This window comes from Paenibacillus sp. B1-35 (assembly GCF_050474385.1).
GTDB classification, from domain to species: domain Bacteria; phylum Bacillota; class Bacilli; order Paenibacillales; family Paenibacillaceae; genus Paenibacillus_B; species Paenibacillus_B alvei.
In genome coordinates this window covers 479,625-498,707 of sequence record NZ_JBCHVJ010000002.1, presented here as the reverse complement: position 1 = coordinate 498,707, position 19,083 = coordinate 479,625, and the positions used below count along the sequence as shown (strand labels likewise).

At 50.0% G+C, this 19,083-nt stretch carries 20 protein-coding genes and 1 pseudogene; 2 read left to right on the top strand and 19 right to left on the bottom strand.

Features of this window, described 5'->3' with window-relative positions:
- Positions 1-147: 147 nt before the first annotated feature.
- Positions 148-526 (bottom strand): annotated as a pseudogene (locus ACQ5BJ_RS09760) (hypothetical protein); the annotation flags it as partial.
- Between ACQ5BJ_RS09760 and ACQ5BJ_RS09755 the strand changes: the two are divergent.
- Positions 508-1,230, top strand: a complete 723-nt coding sequence (locus tag ACQ5BJ_RS09755; RefSeq protein WP_163975623.1) for an SOS response-associated peptidase — start codon at positions 508-510, stop codon at positions 1,228-1,230. The pseudogene ACQ5BJ_RS09760 and the gene ACQ5BJ_RS09755 overlap by 19 nt on opposite strands.
- Positions 1,231-1,322: 92 nt before the next feature.
- Here ACQ5BJ_RS09755 and ACQ5BJ_RS09750 read toward each other — a convergent pair whose 3' ends face one another.
- From ACQ5BJ_RS09750 to ACQ5BJ_RS09715, 8 genes are all read right to left on the bottom strand, one after another.
- A complete protein-coding gene (locus ACQ5BJ_RS09750; RefSeq protein WP_005548294.1) occupies positions 1,323-1,877 on the bottom strand; it encodes a DinB family protein in 555 nt (184 codons plus the stop codon).
- 86 nt (positions 1,878-1,963) lie between these two features.
- Complete coding sequence (locus ACQ5BJ_RS09745) at positions 1,964-2,878, bottom strand: helix-turn-helix transcriptional regulator (RefSeq protein ID WP_430109919.1); 915 nt, start codon at positions 2,876-2,878, stop codon at positions 1,964-1,966.
- An 8-nt stretch (positions 2,879-2,886) separates the two neighbouring features.
- The gene (locus ACQ5BJ_RS09740) at positions 2,887-3,276 is read right to left on the bottom strand and encodes a cupredoxin domain-containing protein (protein ID WP_367667733.1); all 390 of its coding nucleotides are present in this window, start codon (positions 3,274-3,276) and stop codon (positions 2,887-2,889) included.
- Positions 3,277-3,596: 320 nt separating this feature from the next.
- The gene (locus tag ACQ5BJ_RS09735) at positions 3,597-3,884 is read right to left on the bottom strand and encodes a stage VI sporulation protein F (protein ID WP_005548288.1); all 288 of its coding nucleotides are present in this window, start codon (positions 3,882-3,884) and stop codon (positions 3,597-3,599) included.
- Between the two features lie 128 nt (positions 3,885-4,012).
- The gene (gene recG, locus ACQ5BJ_RS09730; RefSeq protein ID WP_005548286.1) at positions 4,013-6,061 is read right to left on the bottom strand and encodes an ATP-dependent DNA helicase RecG; all 2,049 of its coding nucleotides are present in this window, start codon (positions 6,059-6,061) and stop codon (positions 4,013-4,015) included.
- 18 nt (positions 6,062-6,079) lie between these two features.
- Positions 6,080-6,958, bottom strand: coding sequence for a DegV family protein (locus ACQ5BJ_RS09725; RefSeq protein ID WP_005548284.1), 879 nt, complete (start codon positions 6,956-6,958; stop codon positions 6,080-6,082).
- A gap of 23 nt (positions 6,959-6,981) precedes the next feature.
- A complete protein-coding gene (locus tag ACQ5BJ_RS09720) occupies positions 6,982-8,685 on the bottom strand; it encodes a DAK2 domain-containing protein (RefSeq protein ID WP_430110339.1) in 1,704 nt (567 codons plus the stop codon).
- 54 nt (positions 8,686-8,739) lie between these two features.
- The gene (locus ACQ5BJ_RS09715) at positions 8,740-9,099 is read right to left on the bottom strand and encodes an Asp23/Gls24 family envelope stress response protein (RefSeq protein WP_005548280.1); all 360 of its coding nucleotides are present in this window, start codon (positions 9,097-9,099) and stop codon (positions 8,740-8,742) included.
- Positions 9,100-9,269: 170 nt separating this feature from the next.
- Here ACQ5BJ_RS09715 and rpmB point away from each other — a divergent pair, with 170 nt between their 5' ends.
- Positions 9,270-9,458 (top strand): 50S ribosomal protein L28, encoded by a 189-nt coding sequence (gene rpmB, locus ACQ5BJ_RS09710; protein ID WP_005548278.1) that lies wholly within the window; start codon positions 9,270-9,272, stop codon positions 9,456-9,458.
- 328 nt (positions 9,459-9,786) lie between these two features.
- Here the strand turns inward: rpmB and spoVM are convergent, their stop codons facing one another.
- From spoVM to def, 10 genes are all read right to left on the bottom strand, one after another.
- Positions 9,787-9,867 (bottom strand): stage V sporulation protein SpoVM, encoded by an 81-nt coding sequence (gene spoVM, locus ACQ5BJ_RS09705; RefSeq protein WP_019424875.1) that lies wholly within the window; start codon positions 9,865-9,867, stop codon positions 9,787-9,789.
- A 168-nt stretch (positions 9,868-10,035) separates the two neighbouring features.
- Complete coding sequence (locus ACQ5BJ_RS09700; protein WP_430113392.1) at positions 10,036-10,326, bottom strand: hypothetical protein; 291 nt, start codon at positions 10,324-10,326, stop codon at positions 10,036-10,038.
- Positions 10,327-10,380: 54 nt separating this feature from the next.
- Complete coding sequence (rpe, locus tag ACQ5BJ_RS09695; RefSeq protein WP_268622619.1) at positions 10,381-11,058, bottom strand: ribulose-phosphate 3-epimerase; 678 nt, start codon at positions 11,056-11,058, stop codon at positions 10,381-10,383.
- A 1-nt stretch (position 11,059) separates the two neighbouring features.
- On the bottom strand, positions 11,060-11,977 hold the full coding sequence (gene rsgA / locus ACQ5BJ_RS09690; protein WP_268622618.1) for a ribosome small subunit-dependent GTPase A: 918 nt from the start codon (positions 11,975-11,977) through the stop codon (positions 11,060-11,062).
- 60 nt (positions 11,978-12,037) lie between these two features.
- Positions 12,038-14,176: a Stk1 family PASTA domain-containing Ser/Thr kinase gene (gene pknB, locus ACQ5BJ_RS09685; protein WP_262867014.1), complete on the bottom strand. Its 2,139-nt coding sequence runs from the start codon at positions 14,174-14,176 to the stop codon at positions 12,038-12,040.
- A complete protein-coding gene (locus ACQ5BJ_RS09680) occupies positions 14,173-14,946 on the bottom strand; it encodes a Stp1/IreP family PP2C-type Ser/Thr phosphatase (RefSeq protein WP_005548271.1) in 774 nt (257 codons plus the stop codon). Before ACQ5BJ_RS09680 ends, pknB begins: the two co-directional genes overlap by 4 nt.
- A 6-nt stretch (positions 14,947-14,952) precedes the next feature.
- On the bottom strand, positions 14,953-16,005 hold the full coding sequence (rlmN, locus tag ACQ5BJ_RS09675) for a 23S rRNA (adenine(2503)-C(2))-methyltransferase RlmN (protein WP_262867013.1): 1,053 nt from the start codon (positions 16,003-16,005) through the stop codon (positions 14,953-14,955).
- A gap of 216 nt (positions 16,006-16,221) precedes the next feature.
- Positions 16,222-17,619: a 16S rRNA (cytosine(967)-C(5))-methyltransferase RsmB gene (rsmB, locus tag ACQ5BJ_RS09670; RefSeq protein ID WP_430109925.1), complete on the bottom strand. Its 1,398-nt coding sequence runs from the start codon at positions 17,617-17,619 to the stop codon at positions 16,222-16,224.
- On the bottom strand, positions 17,616-18,566 hold the full coding sequence (gene fmt / locus ACQ5BJ_RS09665; RefSeq protein ID WP_005548265.1) for a methionyl-tRNA formyltransferase: 951 nt from the start codon (positions 18,564-18,566) through the stop codon (positions 17,616-17,618). Before fmt ends, rsmB begins: the two co-directional genes overlap by 4 nt.
- A gap of 3 nt (positions 18,567-18,569) precedes the next feature.
- Positions 18,570-19,046, bottom strand: coding sequence for a peptide deformylase (gene def, locus ACQ5BJ_RS09660; protein WP_005548264.1), 477 nt, complete (start codon positions 19,044-19,046; stop codon positions 18,570-18,572).
- Between the last annotated feature and the right edge of the window lie 37 nt (positions 19,047-19,083).

The following is a 19,083-nucleotide window of genomic DNA, read 5'->3' as shown; positions in this document are numbered from 1 at the left end:
AGTTACCTTTTGTCAAACTTGTTGATGAAAACGAGAGAATCTACAGTAACTTCCAATATGACACCTAGAACTTCCCTCTATCATCAGTCATCGGACAGTGTTGTTTCGCTGCAGATGCGCAAGCTTCAGCGGTTTACCGAAGAGTTACGAACTCCCCGTCACATCCAGATGCTGTTCATCACAATACTGTACGGCTCACCAAATCCGTATATCGCTGAAATATTTCCGTAATTTGCAGCGATACGCGAATGTACCCCTCCATGTGGGGCTGAACAACAATGAGATCCAGGCATTTTCCTATCGCCTCGCCCAGCCGCTCCGCTGTTGTGATACCATGCTTTTTCACTATTGGACAGGCCGCAGGGATATTTTGAAAATTCCATTCTAACAGCGTCGAATGCTGGCCAATATAGAATGGTATGCCTCTCCACTTCACGCGGAAGGCAGGCGATTGTGATATGATAAACTCACTATAGGATAGACCTGAAAAGGAAGGAGTACAGGAATATGTGTGGCCGATATACATTAACCGTTACCATTGAACAGCTAATGGCACATTACTTGCTCGACCCAGGTGCTCTCGTGCCCTTTCATGAGCCACGCTATAATATCGCGCCAAGCCAGCAGGTTCCGGCGCTTATTCATGATGGTGCGAAGCTTCGGCTTGGACCGCTCAAGTGGGGGCTCATTCCTTCTTGGGCAAAGGATGAGAAATTCGCTGGGCGCACGATTAATGCGCGTGCTGAAACATTACGGGACAAACCTGCCTTTCGGCTCCCCTTCCAGCGAAAACGGTGCATCATACCCGCAGACAGCTTCTACGAGTGGAAGCGCAATCCGGACGGAACCAAGCAGCCAATGCGCATTAGACGGACAGACGGCGGCATATTCAATATGGCAGGCTTGTATGACACGTGGGTGAATGCCAATGGAGACAAGGTTAGTACATGTACAATCATTACCACGACACCGAATGAACTGATGGAGCCAATCCATGATCGAATGCCTGTTATTTTGCCTGAGGAGCAGCTGTCATTCTGGCTGGATCGCCGCATGACTGACACGGGGAAGCTCCAGTCTGTACTCCTTCCATATCCGTCGGAGCTGATGGAAGCTTACCCTGTCAGTGCCAAGGTAGGGAACACACGAGTGGATGACCCATCCTGCATTGAACGTGCAAGCTTACAGGAGCAAAAAGGAGAGACGCACGACAGCGTCTCCCCTACATGATTTGAACGATGACAACCTATCACGGTTCGCCATATCTCGCACCCAAGATTATTTAATACAGCTGCGAAGCGAACGCTAGGCGTCCTAAACAATTACATGGCTGACTCGGTCTCCTGAAGAAATTCCGCTAGACGCTCACGCTGCAGCATATGATGACGGAAATGCATATCCACGAGCATATACCATTCCTTCGCACTCAAGTAGCCGAATCCCGGATGCATCGTCTTGTTCTGTTCCGGAATCGATGCAACAGCTGACGCAAGCTCCTCCATTCGCTGCAATACGGCCTGCATCCCTTTCACGATTTCTTCCTTGCTTGCAGGCTGTGGCGGCGTATATTCCGGCGATGCCGGCACCTTTATCCGAATGGGAGGAATGCTTCCCGCAGCAAAGACAAGCTCCCCTTGTTCAGACTTCTCCTGCTGGCTGCCGCCATCTACAATCATGTCACGGCATACCTCGATCTGACGAAGCTGCATGTAGAGAGCGGAACGGATCAAATGCATATATACTTGCCCAAGCGACCATTCCTCTTCGCTAGGCTTATGTGTAATCTGCTCCATGCTGTAGCGTTCGAGCTCTTGCACAATCTGCTTTACGGATTCCTCTACACGCAGCAGCGATTGACGTGGGTTCATATTGGTCATAAGTAAAACTCCCTTCAAACGAATATATCCCAACTATACGCAAACGCTACTGACAACAGTATGTCAGTAGCGTTTATATTGCTGCACTATTTTTTTGCCTCGAGATAAACGAGCTCTGCCAGCGATTCCGGCTCCAGTACCTCCGCTAATGTGCCCCAGCCCATAATCCAGCCAAGCACCTCCTCAGGTCGTCGTACCCGCAGCGTCACAAGTGCCCCTTCCGGGTGATCCTCCATAACTTCCACGTAATAATAGCCCTGCTCCTTGACCTTGTCGGCTGCCGCAGCGCGCAGAAGAACACGAACGATCATCGAACGATCATCGGAAGGCGTATAGGATTGCAAGCAAAAGTCTGAAGGACGGACAAATGGTTCGTCCAGTAGTTCCAACTCCTTGATGCGGCTAAGTCTAAAATGCCTCAGCTCTTGCCTGAGATGGCAATATGCAACCATCGCCCAGTTTCCTTTGACATGCACAATGCCATAAGGATCGACCTTTCGAACATGCTCTCTCTCGCCGTCTTCCCCGCGAACTGGCTTCACATATCGGAAGCATACCCTCCGCTCCTCCAGAACAGCACGACGAAGCACGGCCAGCCCTTCTGTATGCGCTTCATCAGCAATCATTTTCAAGGAGGAGCGCATCCGATCCGCATCCTGCTGCACGGACGCTGGCATAACAGAAATAAGCTTGCGCCGAATGGACTGAATCGTGGCATCATGGGTTCTGCCGAACTGCCGCTCGATGTAATCTACCCCAAGCAGAAGCGACTCCGCCTCTTCCGGCGTAAAATGAACAGGCGGCAGGAAGTAGCCTTCCATCAGCGAATAGCCCTGGCCAGGCGCTCCGATGATTGCAACTCCTGCCTCACTAAGCGCCTGAATATCACGATAAATCGTACGCACACTCGTTTCAAAAACAGACGCCAGATCCTCTGCTCGCATTGTCCCTCTGCGCTGCAGTTCCAGCACAATCGCCATCATCCGATCCGTCTTATTCATCGCTGACGCTACTCTTCTACAACGAGTTCGCCCTTCATACCATCATGGCCTGAACCGCACATAATCGAGCATTGAAATTCAAATGTACCAGCCTTATCTGCGGTGAATTCCGCGCTTGCGCCATCCTGCTGCAATTCTACATTGTAACCATCCAGCTTTAAGCCGTGTAGGCCCTGCTTATTATTGAGTGTCAGCTTTACCTTGTCGCCTTTCTTAACCTTGATCGTTCCAGGCTCAAATTTATAATTCGTTGCATTAATCGTTACCGTGCTTGCCCCATCCGAGGACGCAGCTGTCCCTGATTCTGCACCAGTTCCCTTGCCTGAACCGCAGCCAGCGAGTGATACAGCCAGCAGCATGGCAGCCAATAACGCTGCACCTATTTTAATCTTCTTCATGTTGATTCGCCTCCATGTATTAGATAATGAAAGAATGAATGCTAACCTTTATTACTATCTAAGCATATTTTGAGTACTTGGATCGTAAAAATTGAAAATTGTTCCGAATTCGTCAACAATGCGACCTCAATCGTGATCCATATTGTTGAAAAAAGCAGGAAATAAGAAGGTATATCTAGGCCTATAATGTCGGGAATCGAACTAAAACTATACGAGCCGCCCTATTTCCCGCGCGAACACGCAAAAAGCCCAGCTCTCCCAAGAGAACTGGACTTCCTCGTGTATTTAGCATACCTAGGCACCCTAAGGCATAGCTAATATTAGCGGAACATCCCCCACAGCTTCAATAAATGGAACGTATTGTTCGGATCGATTTTTTGCGCAAGAATGAAATCGGTGAACTGCTCCTCCTGCTGGCTCGTGAGCGGCTCATTCAGCGCTTTCGCAATTTGTTTCATGAGACGCTTGATCGTGGCGCGATTTTGAAGATCCGCCTTGGTAAGGCCCTCGACAGCCTTTTTTACGCGATCTTTCGTTGCTGGATTTTTCAACTTCAGCTTTATTCGCTCCACGAGCTGTGGACTAATACCATATTTCACATAACTCATACGGACAGCACCTCCAGAACATATCCCGTAGAAAACATGGGAACCTGTTCCAATATATGCTTACCCGCTTGTCTACTATCCGCCCGATTTCATCCGAACTGCCTGAATGCTGCTGAAAGCAGTCAACGTTAGTCCAGAAGTTCCCCTTGGAACAACTGCTCCTGCTGGGCAGCATCCCGGAGCGACGCATATTCTAGTGATGTCCAATACGCCTCAGAGCGGATAAGCTCCGCTGCATCATCTCGCGCCTGCTCCAGTACGGCAAAGTCACTTGACATATCTGCCACCTTAAAGTCAGGCATACCGCTCTGCTTCGTTCCGAAAAAGTCACCAGGACCACGGAGCTCCAAATCACGTTCGGACAGCTCGAAGCCGTCATCCGTTTCCGTCATAATGCGCATACGCTCTTGTCCAATCTCCGACTTTGGATCCGCGATCAGCACGCAGTAGGACTGATGCTCGCCTCGTCCAACACGTCCACGCAACTGGTGGAGCTGCGACAAGCCGAAGCGCTCCGCATCCATAACGATCATAAGCGTTGCATTCGGTACGTCAACACCAACCTCAATCACCGTCGTCGAGACGAGTACATGGGTGTCTCCCGTACTGAACGTGCGCATGACCTCATCCTTTTCTGAAGGCGTCATGCGTCCATGCAGCAGCCCAACCTTCAAATCTGGAAACGCCTGTTGCATCTGTACATGTACATCGATTGCATTCTGTACATCCAGCTTGTCCGATTCCTCGATGAGCGGGCAGATGATATAAGCCTGTCGTCCAGCATCCACCTCGCGGCGGATAAAGCCAAGGACACGGTCGAGCATATCATGCTTCACCCAGTACGACTTAATCGCCTTGCGCCCAGCAGGCCGCTCACGAATAGAGGACACATCCATATCGCCAAAAGCGGTAATCGCCAGCGTACGAGGGATTGGCGTCGCGGTCATGAGCAGCACGTCTGGGTTCATCCCCTTGCGGCGCAATATGCTGCGCTGATTGACACCGAACCGATGCTGTTCATCCGTAACAACAAGACCAAGTTTCCGGTAATGCACGTCATCCTGAATGAGCGCATGTGTCCCGACCATAATGTCGACCATGCCCATCTGCAGCGATGCGAGCAAATCTTTGCGCTTCCGTCCGGACAAGCTTCCTGTCAGCAGCCCGACCTCAATGCCGTGCGGCTCGAACAGCTTCGTCAAGGATCGCATATGCTGCTCTGCCAATATTTCCGTAGGCACCATAAGAGCCCCCTGGTAGCCTGCACGTACAGTAGCATACAAGGCAACAGCGGCCACAACCGTCTTACCGGAGCCGACATCTCCCTGCAGCAGCCGATTCATACAGGTAGGAGCCCTCATATCGTGCAAAATATCAGTTACAGCCTTCTTCTGACCATCTGTCAGCTCGAAGGGAAGACTGCGGACGAATTCACGAATCGTCGCATTGCCAACCTCATGAACAACCCCGTCAGCACGCTCGCGGGTAACCGCACGGAATACGTGCAGTTTCAGCTGGAACAGCAGCAATTCCTCGTAGACCATTCGTCTTCGCGCCTGCTTGCCTTCCTCTGCATCCTGCGGCATATGCATCGCCCTCACAGCCTGCTTGCGCGGCATCAGTCGATAGCGCCGCATCAATTCCGGCGGCATCAGCTCAGGAATTGCTTCGCCGAACTGTTGAAGCGCTTGCGTAATCGTTTTGCGCATCCATGCCTGCGTAATCTTGCCACCGACTGAATACACGGGCTGCAGGGTGTTTTTCCGACCTTCTCCACGATCCGAGAATTCAGATGTCGACACCGTCATCTGCAGTCGGCGCTGATCCCATTTCCCGGTCAATACAATCTCCCGCCCTTGCGTAAGCTGTTCGCGCAAATAATGGCGGTTGAACCATGTTGCTGTAATTAGCCAATCCTCTACCATCACTTTGCAGGACAAGCGAGACTTGCGTCCGAAGCGCTGCAGAACGGGAGCGCTCATTACCCGTCCTTCGACGGTTACTTTCTCTCCATCCTTTAGTTCGCTAAGCGAGCGCAAATGAAAATCATCGTAACGGTATGGAAAATAATCAAGTAAATCAGCAACGGTAGAGATGCCAAAGGCGTGAAGCTCTTGTTGTTTCGAAGCGCTCACGCCTTTAATCATCGTTACCGGACATTGTTTAAGTTCAATCATAATTGCACCACACTTACCCTATTGCACAGATTCGACGGAATCCGTATCTGCTGGCCACATGAACACAGCGCCTACGCCCGTACCAACATGGGTTCCGATGACAGCGCCGATAGCCGTGTATGAAAAAGAGCGGATATCGAAGCGCTGCTTAATCGCTTCCGTCAAGTCATCTGTTGCGGATTGGTCACTTGTATATCCCATCACGACATGGACCGGATGATCTGCATGATCCTGCTCCAGCAGTTCAACAATGCGCGCAACAGCCCGCTTATGCCCGCGAACCTTGTCCAACGCATACACTTCACCCGCACCATCCACAGATAGGATAGGCTTAATGTTAAGCAGCGTCCCGAACATAGCAGCAGCTTTGCCGATACGCCCTCCCTTATGCAAAAATTCCAATGAATCTACTAAAAAGTATAAAGAGCGCTCTGTTTGATAACGCTCGATCATAGCCAAAATCTCTTCCTTGGAATGCCCTGCTTCAGCCATGCGTGCCGCCTCAACTACAATCAGTCCAAACCCATAGGAAGCTGACTTCGAATCGACAATCGTAATATCCGCCTCTTCCTCAAGCATGCTCTTGGCAAGGACTGCGGATTGATACGTTCCGCTAAGCGCTGAGGACAAATGTATTGAAATAACTTGGGTGTCCGATTCTGTATTCAATCGTTTGTATACATCCAAAAACTCGACAGGCGAAGGCTGAGATGTTGTAGGAAGCTTATCAGCCTGCACCAGCTTCTTATAGAACTGTTCTGCATTGATCGTTACAGCATCCTTGAACATCTCTTGGCCAAAATGCACCTTGAGCGGTACCATCTCGATCCCGTAGCGTTCACGCACATCCTGCGGAATATCCGCTGTACTGTCCGTTACGATACGAATATGACTCATACAGAATCCCCCTCCACATTGTCCTACTCTACGGAAATGATATAGGAATAGATCGGCTGTCTGCCTTGATGCACTTCTACCTCAGCATTTGGATAATGTTCGCCAAGCCATGCCACAAGCGCTTCCGTATCCTCGTCCTTTGCTTCCTCCCCAGTAAGAAGCGTAACGACTTCCCCGTTGTTCTCCATCATCTTCGTTACCAACTGCTGCAAGGTATCTGTAACCGATTCAGTCGTTGTTACGATTTTGCCATTGACAATACCCATGTAGTGTCCAGCCTTAATCTCCAGACCGTCCAATGTCGTATCACGCACCGCGTACGTAACTTGACCGGATGTAATATGAGCAATAGCATCCTCCATAGCTGAACGGTTCACTTCTAAGCTTTCGTCCTCTTGGAAAGCAAATGCAGCTGCAATTCCTTGCGGAATCGTCTTGCTGATGAGAACCGTCACATCACGCTCCACAATCTCCGCAGCCTGCTTCGCAGCCATAACGATGTTGGAATTGTTCGGCAAAATGAAAATGTGCTGCGCCGAAATCGATTCAATGGCATCAATGAAATCCTGTGTGCTCGGATTCATTGTCTGTCCGCCAGACAACACAACATCTACGCCAAGGCTGCTGAAAATGTCACGAATCCCATCGCCCATCGCTACTGCGATGAAGCCATAAGGAGCGAGTTCTTCAGCTGGAGGTTCAATTGGAGTTGCCTCAATTGTCATTTCCTGCACAGGAATTTCCGCGAATATCTCTGGCATAGCGGATACATCTCCGTGTTCTCCATGTATGATTTCACGGTGCTGCTCACGCATATTCAAAATGTGCATTTGTGTCAGCTCGCCATATTCCATCGCGAGATCAAATACTTCGCCTGGCTTGCGGGAATGGACATGAACCTTAATGATTTCATCATCTGGAATCAAAATGATCGAATCCCCATTTTTGGCAAGCGCTTTCCTGAAATTGTCTTCGTCGAACGGCTTTGATGCACCGCGCGTACGATCAATGAAGAACTCCATATCGTACAAGAATTCAATATCTTCCGTATGCAGCTTCGCTTGAGCAGAAGTATGCAAATTCGGTGCTGGCACTGCGGATGGTGTATGAACTGTCGTAGGTGCAGCCGTCTCATGGAACGTGCCGTCAGCCGACTCCAGAACACTCAGGAATCCTTCATAAATATATACAAGGCCTTGTCCACCAGAGTCAACAACGCCTACCTGCTTCAGTACAGGCAGCATATCCGGTGTCTTCGCCAGTGCTTCCTTGGACTTTGCTACTACCTCCCGCATAAACTCCGTCAAATCTGGAGTACGGCGAGCGATTTGAACAGCGTGCTTAGCCGTTTCCTTCGCAACTGTCAATATCGTTCCTTCAACCGGCTTGACGACAGCCTTATAAGCAGTATCAACACCGCTTTGCATCGCATGAGCGAACTGAACGGAGTTTACCTCATCCAGACCAGCGACTCCACGGCCAAAGCCACGGAACAATTGAGACAAAATAACACCCGAGTTACCCCGGGCACCCATTAGCAATCCTTTGGACAAAACTTCTGCCGATTTGGCAATTGATGCAGACATCTTCGCTTTCAACTCAGTTACGCCTGCTGTCATCGTCAAATTCATGTTCGTCCCCGTGTCCCCATCAGGAACTGGAAAGACATTTAATGAATTGACGTGCTCTGCGTGGCGATTCAAACTGTCTGCACCACTTAGCACCATATTGGCAAATTGTGTTCCATTTAAAGAACGTATATTCAACGAATATTCCCCTTCCTAGCTTAATACGCGTACGTCTTGGACAAAGATGTTGACTTGCTCTACTGACAGGCCAGCTACATCATTCAATACATATTTCACTTTCTGTTGAATGTTGTGCGCCACTTCGGATATTTTCGTTCCGTAGCTTACAATAATATATAAATCGATATGTAGCGCATCTTGCTCTCGGCGCACTTCGACACCACGCGTCAGATTTTCGCGACCAAGCAGCTCTGCAATGCCGTCCTTCAACTGCTTGCGCGAGGCCATGCCCACAAGTCCATAACATTCCATTGCCGCAGATCCGGCGATGACTGCTACGACCCCTTCGGAAATATTCACAGATCCGAGATCAGTATCCAATTGAATGGTCATGGTTGTTCCACCCCTTTTTGTGAGTATTATGGACTAATCAACATTGTACTATAATAGAAAACAGAAATAAACAAAGTTTTTGATTCAGTTGACGAGGCTTTTTCGAATATGATATCATATTTGAGTATTTAATTGTATCAGGGTTGTTTTGGGATAAGGAGGTGTAAGGCATGGCTCGCAAATGTTATGTAACGGGGAAAAAACCTGGTTCCGGTAATCACGTATCGCACGCGAATAACAAAAACCGCCGCACTTGGGGCGTTAACGTTCAAAAGGTTCGCATCTTGGTAGATGGCAAACCAAAACGCGTCTACGTGAGCACACGCGCTTTGAAAGCAGGTAAAGTGACTCGCGTCTAATCCCATGAAAGATATACAAAAAGCACCTCGACGCGATCAGGTGCTTTTTTTCATATCTCAATGGAGGCTCCTCATTGATTATTCGTTCAATGAAGAGCCCTTTTTTATATATGCAATGATTACATGAGATGACACGGATTGATGCCATCTTGCAGAGAACGGTCGGCCCTCCGAACGGGACGGAACAACCGTTTCTGCTTCATGCCAGAACCCGCCGTAGTTCATATTTGTGCTGAGCCTGTTGTCCCGTTCCCGCTGTATCTCTAATGCGATTACGCTCGGGTGGTGGATGATAAATACGGATTCAGCATTATGGCCGCCGGGAACGTCAGTTTTTTTGAAACGTATTTAAGATGGCCTTGACGAAACCTCCCAAGAACTTAGGCAGCTTAAACGTATAGAACTTCATACTCCACCCTCCTCGTCATCTCATCTACCCTACAGTTCCATTCGCCGACCTGTCCGAAAGACCAGTCATGATAAGAAAAAAAGGTTACATGAGATCTGTGCTCATGTAACCACTATATGCCGACCCTATACGCTCTATGCATGGAGAGCAAGCCCGATTCGGCAGGATTCAAACAGCAGGCGCAGGCATTTGCTTCATATATGTGACAACTGACATCATGAATAAAAAGATGAAGTAAAACAATACGGACAAGGATACAAACCAAATCCGTACTCCTTTGGTTTCGTACCGCTTGAAGAACCTGTACCCGAGATACAACGCTCCTACCGAGCATACCAAGTTAACCGGAAATGTCAAAAACGCATACAGTCCTACCAGCGATCCGCATACAAAACTGTACAGCGTCAGCATTAGCGCCGTTACCCACATGCTTCTCTCCCCTTTGTCGCTCAGAAGCATCACGCTCTCCCAGACAAACCTCTCGCGATGTTTCCTCACAATCTAGTTGCCGTGTCAACCTCTCTGGGCTGCTTCACGAATGAGACGTATCGCCTCAGCGCGATTCTCCGCTCCGTACACAGCGCTTCCTGCCACAAGCACATCTGCTCCTGCTGCCGCAACCAGACCGGCTGTAGCCGTTGATATGCCTCCATCCACTTCAATATGCACATCCTGTCTGCCGAGTTCGTTCAGCTTCATACGCAAACGCTTGATTTTATCGGTCATCGAAGAAATAAACTTCTGTCCACCGAACCCTGGATTCACCGTCATAATAAGGAACAAATCCACATCGCTGAGCAGTTCTTCAACGGCTGACAACGAAGTTCCTGGATTCAGAGCAATGCCGGCCTTGGCTCCGCATTCCTTAATTTGATGCACCACACGATGCAGATGCGGGCAAGCTTCCGCATGTACGGTAATGACATCGGCGCCGGCCTTGGCAAAGTCGGGAACATACTTCTCAGGCTCCACAATCATGAGGTGAGCATCCAATGTCAACTTCGTATGCGGACGGATAGCATCTACAATGAGCGGACCGAACGTTAAGTTTGGAACAAAGCGGCCGTCCATCGCATCGATGTGAATCCAGTCGGCGCCGCCTTGCTCTACGTCACGGATATCCTGCGAGAGCTTCGCAAAGTCGGCAGACAAAATGGAAGGGGCAATTCGGATGTCGTTCTGCTGTGTCATGTTAGTACCTCCGTTTCTTCTCTTTCATTTCCTCGAAAAATAGCACATAGTGCTCATAGCGGGATTTTGCAATATCACCTTGCTCCAAAGCCGTCTTTACCTGACAGCCAGGCTCATGAATATGCGTGCAGCCGCGGAATTTGCAGCCGTCCGCATACGCTCTGAACTCACGGAAGCAATCTCCAAGCTGATCAACGCCAAGCTCCAAAAAATCGAGCTGGCTAAATCCCGGAGTATCCGCAATATATCCGCCGCGAGGCAGCGCAAGCAATTCAACATGCCGCGTCGTATGCTTGCCTCGACCGAGACGGTGACTGATCTGGTTCGTTTCCAATGATATGCCCGGCAGCATCGCATTGAGCAGCGATGACTTGCCGACACCAGACTGGCCTGCAAATACGCTGATATCTTGATTCAGCTTGCTCTCAACTTCACCATAGCCATATCCGCCCCGGGCGCTGGTAGAGATAACGTCGTACCCGATATTCGAATACAGCTGAATCGTCTCTTCCATCTCTTGACGCGCAGCTTGCTGCACCGTCTCCGGCAGCCCATCGATAATATCGCACTTCGTCAGGACAATAACTGCATCAAGACCCGCATGCTCGATATGTACAAGGAACTTGTCCAACAGTTGCCTGTTCAATATCGGCTCCGCTACAGAAAATACGAGCGCTGCCAGTCCTACATTCGCAATTGGCGGACGAATAAGCTCCGTCTTCCTTTTTTCAATTTGATCCACCGTTCCTTCTCCATTATCCGTCATAGAGAAGGTAACGCGATCTCCTACTAGCGGAGATACGCCTTTTTTCTTGAAAATGCCGCGGGCACGGCACTGAACGACCTCTTCGTCTGCAGACTCATCGGGCCGAACATAATAGAAGCCGCTCAGCGCCTTTACAATTAAACCTTTTGGCATACATGTTCCTCCAAGCTCTTCTCGTTCCTGCTGTTCATTGCACGGTATAAGGATAAACCGTTAGTTGCCAGATCCTTCACCGCCAACCTCTCCATTCTGTCCGCCATTCTCGGGGGGCGCAATGCCCCCCTCGCCATTACCTTGGCTGCCGCCTGAATCGGGATTTCCTCCAGACGGTGTATTAACCGGAATATCAGGCGGTGGCGGAATGTGCACAGTTCCCTGCTTCGCATCGGTGTAAGACACAGGATAAGCATCAACAAATTTGCCGTTACGCTCAAAGGACACCGCCCCATCCTTATTTGGAGCAAGAATAAGCTCCACGTTGAACGTTTTGGCTGACGTAATCGTTTCTGTGCCCCATTCCCTTTTCTCGCCGCGGGCATCCGTATAGTAAATTCGAATTTTACTCGACTTGCCTTCCACCTCAGGATACACGGTCAATGGGAATGTATATTGCAGTGCCTCAGGCGGATAGCCAGAGCTGACATAAATACGAACCTCCGCACCCTTCGTCACCGGATCATTTGGCTCATACGGCTGCTGCTTGATGACCTTGCCCTGCTCTTCATAGCTAGGCTCTTCCACCACACCGTCCTTGGCAAGCTTCAGTCCACTCGCCTCAATTGCGGCAATTGCAGCTTCCTTGGTCATACCTTTCAAGTTCGGCATGCCAAACGGCTCCTTGCCCTTGCTGACGACAAGCTTAATTGTGGCCGTTTTCGGATCGACCTCTGTATCCGGACTTGGCGACATGCTGACGACCATACCTTCCTGTATCTCGTCGTCATACACCAAATCCTTCTCGATCCGCGAATCCTCGAAGCCAAGACTATGCAGTTGATTCACAACACTGTCAACTGGCTTCCCCTTGTAATCTTCAAGCTTAACAAGCGGGGTTCCTTTGCTGACGTACAAGCGAATGGCGGATCCTTCCTTCACCATTGCCCCTGGAGGCTTGCTCTGGTCGAAAATCTTTCCGGCCTCGAAGCCTTCCTTATATTCCTCAACAACCGGATCTTCAATCTCAATCTTAAGAGCTCCTAGCTCTTTCTGCGCTTCACTTATTGTCTTGTTCTTAAGATCCGGAACCGCAACATCATTGACCACAAGCACACTTTTCACGTAATACACAACACCAATTAAAATCGCAAGGAATACAATAGTCACACTGGCCCAAATCGCCGGCTTCACCCAGGATTTGCGCTTGCCTGCTCCTGCAGCAGAAGAAGACGAGCGTTCAGGGAGGGTTTCCTTTTTTCCTTGGGGAACTTTTTTATTCGCCTCCCCAGTGGAACGAATTGCTGGCATAACCCTGGTTTCTTGATCGTCATCATACATGGGCCGCGGCTTGAATGTAATTTTAGGCTCATTCAGACGCTCCGGCAACAGGCATGTTTCCAGATCACGCATCATTTCCGCTGCGGATTGATACCGTTCAGCAGGATTTTTGCGCATCGATTTCAGAATGACGTTCTCTACACTTTGAGGAATATGCGGATTAACCGCTCTTGGCTCATCGAATGGCTCCTGCAAATGCTTCAGCGCCACGCTAATCGGACTCTCCCCGAGGAATGGAAGCTGGCCCGTAAGCATCTGATACAGCACGATCCCCAGCGAGTATAAGTCAGACTTTTCTCCCGTTGACACGCCCTTTGCATGCTCCGGCGAAAAGTAATGAACAGAACCAACCACAGAGCCGGTCTGTGTAATCGTCGATGAAGTAACTGCACGCGCAATCCCGAAGTCCGTCACCTTAACGCGTCCGTTCCGGCCGATCAGGATATTATGGGGCTTAATGTCACGGTGAATAATATGATTTTGATGAGCGTGATCAAGCGCATCACATATTTGAGTAGAAATGCGTATCGATTCGTCCACCTGCAGCGGGGCCCGTTCCAAAATAATCTCATTCAGATTGTGCCCTTCCACATACTCCATAACGATAAAGTGTGTATCCTCCTCCTGCCCAACATCATAGATGCTGACCACATTCGGATGAGATAAGGAAGCTGCTGACTGCGCCTCCCGGCGGAAGCGGCGAATAAACTCTTCATCATGAACGAACTGCTGGCGCAATACTTTGACTGCAACATAACGGTTCAGCAGATTATCCAGTGCCTTGTATACAAGCGCCATTCCACCGCCGCCAATCCGCGTAATGATCTCATAGCGGCCAGACAGTATAGTACCAATCATGAGCTACCCCCCTCTTCCATGACGCTGTTCTCCATACGATCCAGAAGAACTATCGTGATGTTATCATCTCCTCCGGCATCAAGCGCCTGTCCAAGCAGGCGATCCGCCTTAACCGGCAGAGGAAGCGAAGGATCAATGACAACTCCCCATATTTGTTCAGCATTCAGCATATTTGTCAGCCCGTCACTGCACAAAAGCAGCACTTCATCAGTCCGAAGCTCAATGGACAGCAAATCCACTTCAACCTGCTCGTCCGTCCCAAGCGCACGAATAAGCACATTGCGCCGTGGATGATGCTCTGCCTCCTGTGGCTCAATTTGGCCTCGCTTCACCAGTTCATTAACGAGTGTATGATCATCCGTCAACTGTTTAATTCCGCTGCGATTAAGCACATAGGCCCGACTGTCTCCGATATACCCAATAAACCCTTTCCATTCCGTTTTATCGAACAGCGCAGCCACAATCGTCGTTCCCATATGATGATATTTCTCATCTTGAGAAGCAATATGAAAAATCGTGTGATTCGCTCGAATAATCGCCTGTTCAAGCGCTTTGCCCAGCATGGCAGTGTCCAAATCACTCGGCAATGCTGACAATTCAGATATGACGGTTTCGACAGCAAGACGGCTTGCAATATCTCCCGCTTGATGTCCGCCCATTCCATCGGCTACGATCGCTGCGTAATAGCCGTTCGACAGCTCGGATACGAAGGCGCGGTCTTCATTTACCGCTCGTACGCGTCCTACATCAGAACGTTGAACAGCCCTCATTTTCGATCACCTCGCATTAGACTCCATATGTTTCGCTCGCAGCTGCCCACATGCTGCGGCAATGTCATGCCCCTGCTCCCGACGTATCGTCGAATTAATACCACGATCCAGAAGCGTACGGTGGAATGCAAAAATATCGTTGCGCGGGGTACGCACATAGTTCCGCTCTGGCACATAGTTGACCGGAATCAAGTTGACATGTGCGAGCATTTCCATACGTTTCAATACATCCGCAAGCTCTTCCGCATGCTCCACCTTGTCGTTTACACCACCAATAAGCGCATATTCAAAGGTAATGCGGCGTCCCGTCTTCACTTGATAATGCTTGAGCGCCTTCATCACTTCCTCGAATGGAAATCTACGGTTAACTGGCATTAATTTCGAACGCAGTGCATCATTCGGCGCATGGATCGAGATAGCCAAGTTGATTTGTGTATTCTCGTCGGCAAAACGATAAATACTTGGCACAATCCCACTCGTAGACACCGTAATATGACGTTGTCCGATGTTAAGCCCCTTCTCATGAATCATGATGCGCAGAAATGCCATCGTAGCATCATAATTTTCAAACGGTTCCCCCGTTCCCATAATAACGATGCTGCTTACGCGCTCTTCTGATTCGTCCAAAATTTTCTGAGCAGCCACGACCTGGGCTACAATCTCTCCCGCTGTTAGGTTCCGTTTCAACCCGCCAAGCGTAGAGGCACAAAAGGTACAGCCTACACGGCATCCAACCTGGGTCGTAACGCAAATGCTGTTCCCGTAACTGTGCTTCATAATGACAGTCTCAATCGCATGGTCATCGTGCAAACCGAATAGGAATTTATACGTACCATCCTGCGATTTCATGTGCGTTATTTCTTTCAGTGTTACAAATTGGAAGCTATCCTCAAGCTTCTGACGAAGCGACTTGGACAAGTTCGACATCTCTTGGAAGTCGTCTACGCGCTTCACATACAGCCAGTCAAAAATTTGTCCGGCGCGAAATATCGGCTCTCCTTGCTCCTTCAACCATTCTTGAAGCTGTTCAAATGTAAGATCGTATATAAATGGTTTCATTTGTTCGTTCAACCTCTACCTTTCCTCAATCATGCAGTTCGATTTATTTTACCACAAATGGGCGAAATGCTAAAAGCGCAGTGTTGCAAGCACCAGATCTATCGAATTTGAAAAAGAAAGCCGCAACGTTCAAGAAGCCTTGTCTTGAGCGTTGCGGCTTATGCTTCACACCCTGTGCAGGTATTATCGTCTTAATGCGATTCACACGATCCCCGCTTACTTTCGCTTCTTCAGGCATGCGATGAAGAATCCATCCGATTCCGCATCATGCGGCAGCACCTGCAGCATACCTGCCGGGCTGCGCTTTAGCGCCGCAGCGAGAGGCTCCGCAGGGAGAGCCTGCTTCCACGTATCATCCAGTTCCCATCCTTCTTCGGCAGCGTATGCCAGGAAGCGGCGAACCACATCCTCATTTTCCGCTCGTTCAACCGTACAAGTTGAATATACAAGGCGGCCGCCTGGACGAACCAATTGAGCTGCCTGATCAAGCAGCTCAGCTTGAAGGGATGCGATAGATGCTACGTCCTCAGGACGCTTGGCCCACTTAATATCCGGCTTGCGTCTAATGACGCCAAAGCCTGTGCAGGGCGCATCGAGCAGAACTGCATCGAAGCTGCCAACAGGCAGCTCACGGCCTAGAATGGATGCATCTACATTCATCGTAGCTACGGATGTCAAACCCAAGCGTTCAGCCTGATCCGCGATAAGCGCCACCTTATGGGCATGGACATCATTAGCCACAACTTCCCCTTTATTGCCCATTCGCTCCGCAATATGTGTCGTCTTGCCTCCAGGTGCAGCACAGCAGTCCAGCACTCGCATGCCAGCCTCTGGCCGAAGCGCCTCAACGACAAGCATCGAGCTCTCATCCTGAACAGACAACTCACCATTGCGATACCATTGGCTTAACGCCAGATTACCGGCGCCCTCAGCCACAATGCCGTCCTTGGAGAGTGAGGAAGGCATTACATTTAAGCCTTCCGCTCTCATGTCGACAAGCAGCTTCTCTCGATTCGTTCGCAGTGCATTCACGCGTGCACTTCCGTGCGGCGGACGATTGTTCGACTCGCACATCGCAGCTGTCTCTTCTTCCCCGTAAGCCTTAACCCAGTTAAAGACTAGCCAAGCCGGATGCGAATGTTCCCATACGATACGAGAGACTGGATCTGAGCCAGCAGGAGTTTCCCATAATTGCGGCTCGCGCATGATCGCCCGCAAGACACCATTGGCGAAGCCGCCCATCGACTGGCCGCCTCGGCGCTTTGCAATCGTAACCGCCTCATTAATCGCGGCATGGGCAGGGATGCGATCCAGATAATGCAATTGATAGGCCGTCATTCGGAGCAGATTGCGCATCCACGGCTTCAGCTTGGCTAAGCCGCGCTGCACCTTCTGCTCCAAAACACCATCTATCGTGTTCAAACGTTGTATCGTTCCATATACAAGCTCAGTTGCAAGACCTGCATCAACACGCGCAAGGTTCGCTTCCTGGAGTGCTTGATTCAATTGCAAATTGCTGTAAGAATGCTCCTTCTCGACTTGAACGAGTACCTCTAGCGCAACATCGCGCGCTGTCTTACGCTTCTTCGCGCCCCCTGAATGCTGCTCGCTCACTTCAGCACCGTCCCTTGCACCATCTTGCCGCCACGAACGAATTCACTAGCAGCCATTGCCTTCTTGCCGGCAGGCTGCACCTCTGTCAGCCACAGTGTGCCTGCACCTGCCTGAACCTCTATGCCTCGCGGACTCAATGTTAGCACTGTCCCAGGTTCATGCACTCCTTTGGACACAGCAGCTTCAGACATACTCGGCGCCTCACATGCCCACACCTTGAACACCTCATCGTTCCACAACGTAAATCCGCCAGAGAATGGCACAAGGCCGCGAACCTGATTGAAAATATCACGCGCAGAACGCGACCAATCGATCTTCTCATCCTCGCGTTTCAAGTTAGGTGCATAAGTTGCTTCCTCATGAGGCTGCGGAACTGCCTGGATTCGGCCTGCAATCAAATCCGGCAATGTATCAATAAGAAGCTGGGCTCCGGCAGCACTTAGCTTCTGGAACATCGTGCCCGCATTATCCTCATCCGTAATCGGAACCTCGATCGGCCGAATCATATCGCCCGTGTCCATGCCTTCTGCCATATACATAATCGTTACGCCAGTCACCGACTCGCCGTTCATAATCGAACGCTGAATCGGCGCTCCCCCCCGATACTTCGGGAGTAGAGAGCCGTGAACATTAATACAGCCAAGACGAGGAATTTCAAGCACCGACTTTGGCAGAATCTGACCGTAAGCCGCGGTTACAATCAAATCTGGTTCCAATGCGCGAATATCCTCAATCGTGGTGGAGGTACGAAGTTTCTCTGGCTGCCATACGGTAATCCCATGTTCCAGCGCAGCAGCCTTGACCGGCGTAGGCGTCAGTATACGCTTGCGACCTACCGGACGATCCGGCTGAGTTACTACTGCTGCAACTTCATACCCTTCCTTCAGCAAATTCTCCAAGCAAGGAACAGCGAACTCAGGCGTCCCCATAAATACTATCTTTGTCATCGCTTATTCCCTGCCTTCGCGGGGCACCTCATATACCCGTTCTGCAATTTCGGTAAACAATACACCGTTCAAATGGTCAATCTCATGCTGGAATGCACGCGCCAAGAAATCTTCAGCTTCGATAGTAATTTCGCGCCCATTGCGATCAAGCCCTTTTACCGTGATTTTTTGATGGCGGCGCACATCACCATTAATTCCCGGGATGCTTAAACAGCCCTCCGGCCCAAGCTGCTCTCCTTCAGCAGACAGGATAACAGGGTTAACCATCCCGATCAAGCCATGTTCATCGCCGACATCTACAACAATGACACGCTTCAAGATACCGATCTGAGGTGCTGCAAGCCCAACTCCCTCCGCGTGGTACATCGTGTCTGCCATGTCTGTCAGCAGCTTCTGAATGTTTGGAGTAATTTTAGGGACTTCCTTTGCTACTTGATGTAGAACCTCATCCGGTTCATGTACAATAATACGCAATGCCATAGGGCACACCATCCTTTTTATCGTTATTTTGTAATTT

Bases quoted from the DNA above. Each gene is read 5' to 3' on its own strand.
- ACQ5BJ_RS09755 (WP_163975623.1), top strand. From the start codon at position 508: ATGTGTGGCCGATATACATTAACCGTTACCATTGAACAGCTAATGGCA.
- ACQ5BJ_RS09750 (WP_005548294.1), bottom strand. From the start codon at position 1,877: ATGACCAATATGAACCCACGTCAATCGCTGCTGCGTGTAGAGGAATCC.
- ACQ5BJ_RS09745 (WP_430109919.1), bottom strand. From the start codon at position 2,878: ATGAATAAGACGGATCGGATGATGGCGATTGTGCTGGAACTGCAGCGC.
- ACQ5BJ_RS09740 (WP_367667733.1), bottom strand. From the start codon at position 3,276: ATGAAGAAGATTAAAATAGGTGCAGCGTTATTGGCTGCCATGCTGCTG.
- ACQ5BJ_RS09735 (WP_005548288.1), bottom strand. From the start codon at position 3,884: ATGAGTTATGTGAAATATGGTATTAGTCCACAGCTCGTGGAGCGAATA.
- recG (WP_005548286.1), bottom strand. From the start codon at position 6,061: ATGATTGAACTTAAACAATGTCCGGTAACGATGATTAAAGGCGTGAGC.
- ACQ5BJ_RS09725 (WP_005548284.1), bottom strand. From the start codon at position 6,958: ATGAGTCATATTCGTATCGTAACGGACAGTACAGCGGATATTCCGCAG.
- ACQ5BJ_RS09720 (WP_430110339.1), bottom strand. From the start codon at position 8,685: ATGGTGCTAAGTGGTGCAGACAGTTTGAATCGCCACGCAGAGCACGTC.
- ACQ5BJ_RS09715 (WP_005548280.1), bottom strand. From the start codon at position 9,099: ATGACCATTCAATTGGATACTGATCTCGGATCTGTGAATATTTCCGAA.
- rpmB (WP_005548278.1), top strand. From the start codon at position 9,270: ATGGCTCGCAAATGTTATGTAACGGGGAAAAAACCTGGTTCCGGTAAT.
- spoVM (WP_019424875.1), bottom strand. From the start codon at position 9,867: ATGAAGTTCTATACGTTTAAGCTGCCTAAGTTCTTGGGAGGTTTCGTC.
- ACQ5BJ_RS09700 (WP_430113392.1), bottom strand. From the start codon at position 10,326: ATGCTTCTGAGCGACAAAGGGGAGAGAAGCATGTGGGTAACGGCGCTA.
- rpe (WP_268622619.1), bottom strand. From the start codon at position 11,058: ATGACACAGCAGAACGACATCCGAATTGCCCCTTCCATTTTGTCTGCC.
- rsgA (WP_268622618.1), bottom strand. From the start codon at position 11,977: ATGCCAAAAGGTTTAATTGTAAAGGCGCTGAGCGGCTTCTATTATGTT.
- pknB (WP_262867014.1), bottom strand. From the start codon at position 14,176: ATGATTGGTACTATACTGTCTGGCCGCTATGAGATCATTACGCGGATT.
- ACQ5BJ_RS09680 (WP_005548271.1), bottom strand. From the start codon at position 14,946: ATGAGGGCTGTTCAACGTTCTGATGTAGGACGCGTACGAGCGGTAAAT.
- rlmN (WP_262867013.1), bottom strand. From the start codon at position 16,005: ATGAAACCATTTATATACGATCTTACATTTGAACAGCTTCAAGAATGG.
- fmt (WP_005548265.1), bottom strand. From the start codon at position 18,566: ATGACAAAGATAGTATTTATGGGGACGCCTGAGTTCGCTGTTCCTTGC.
- def (WP_005548264.1), bottom strand. From the start codon at position 19,046: ATGGCATTGCGTATTATTGTACATGAACCGGATGAGGTTCTACATCAA.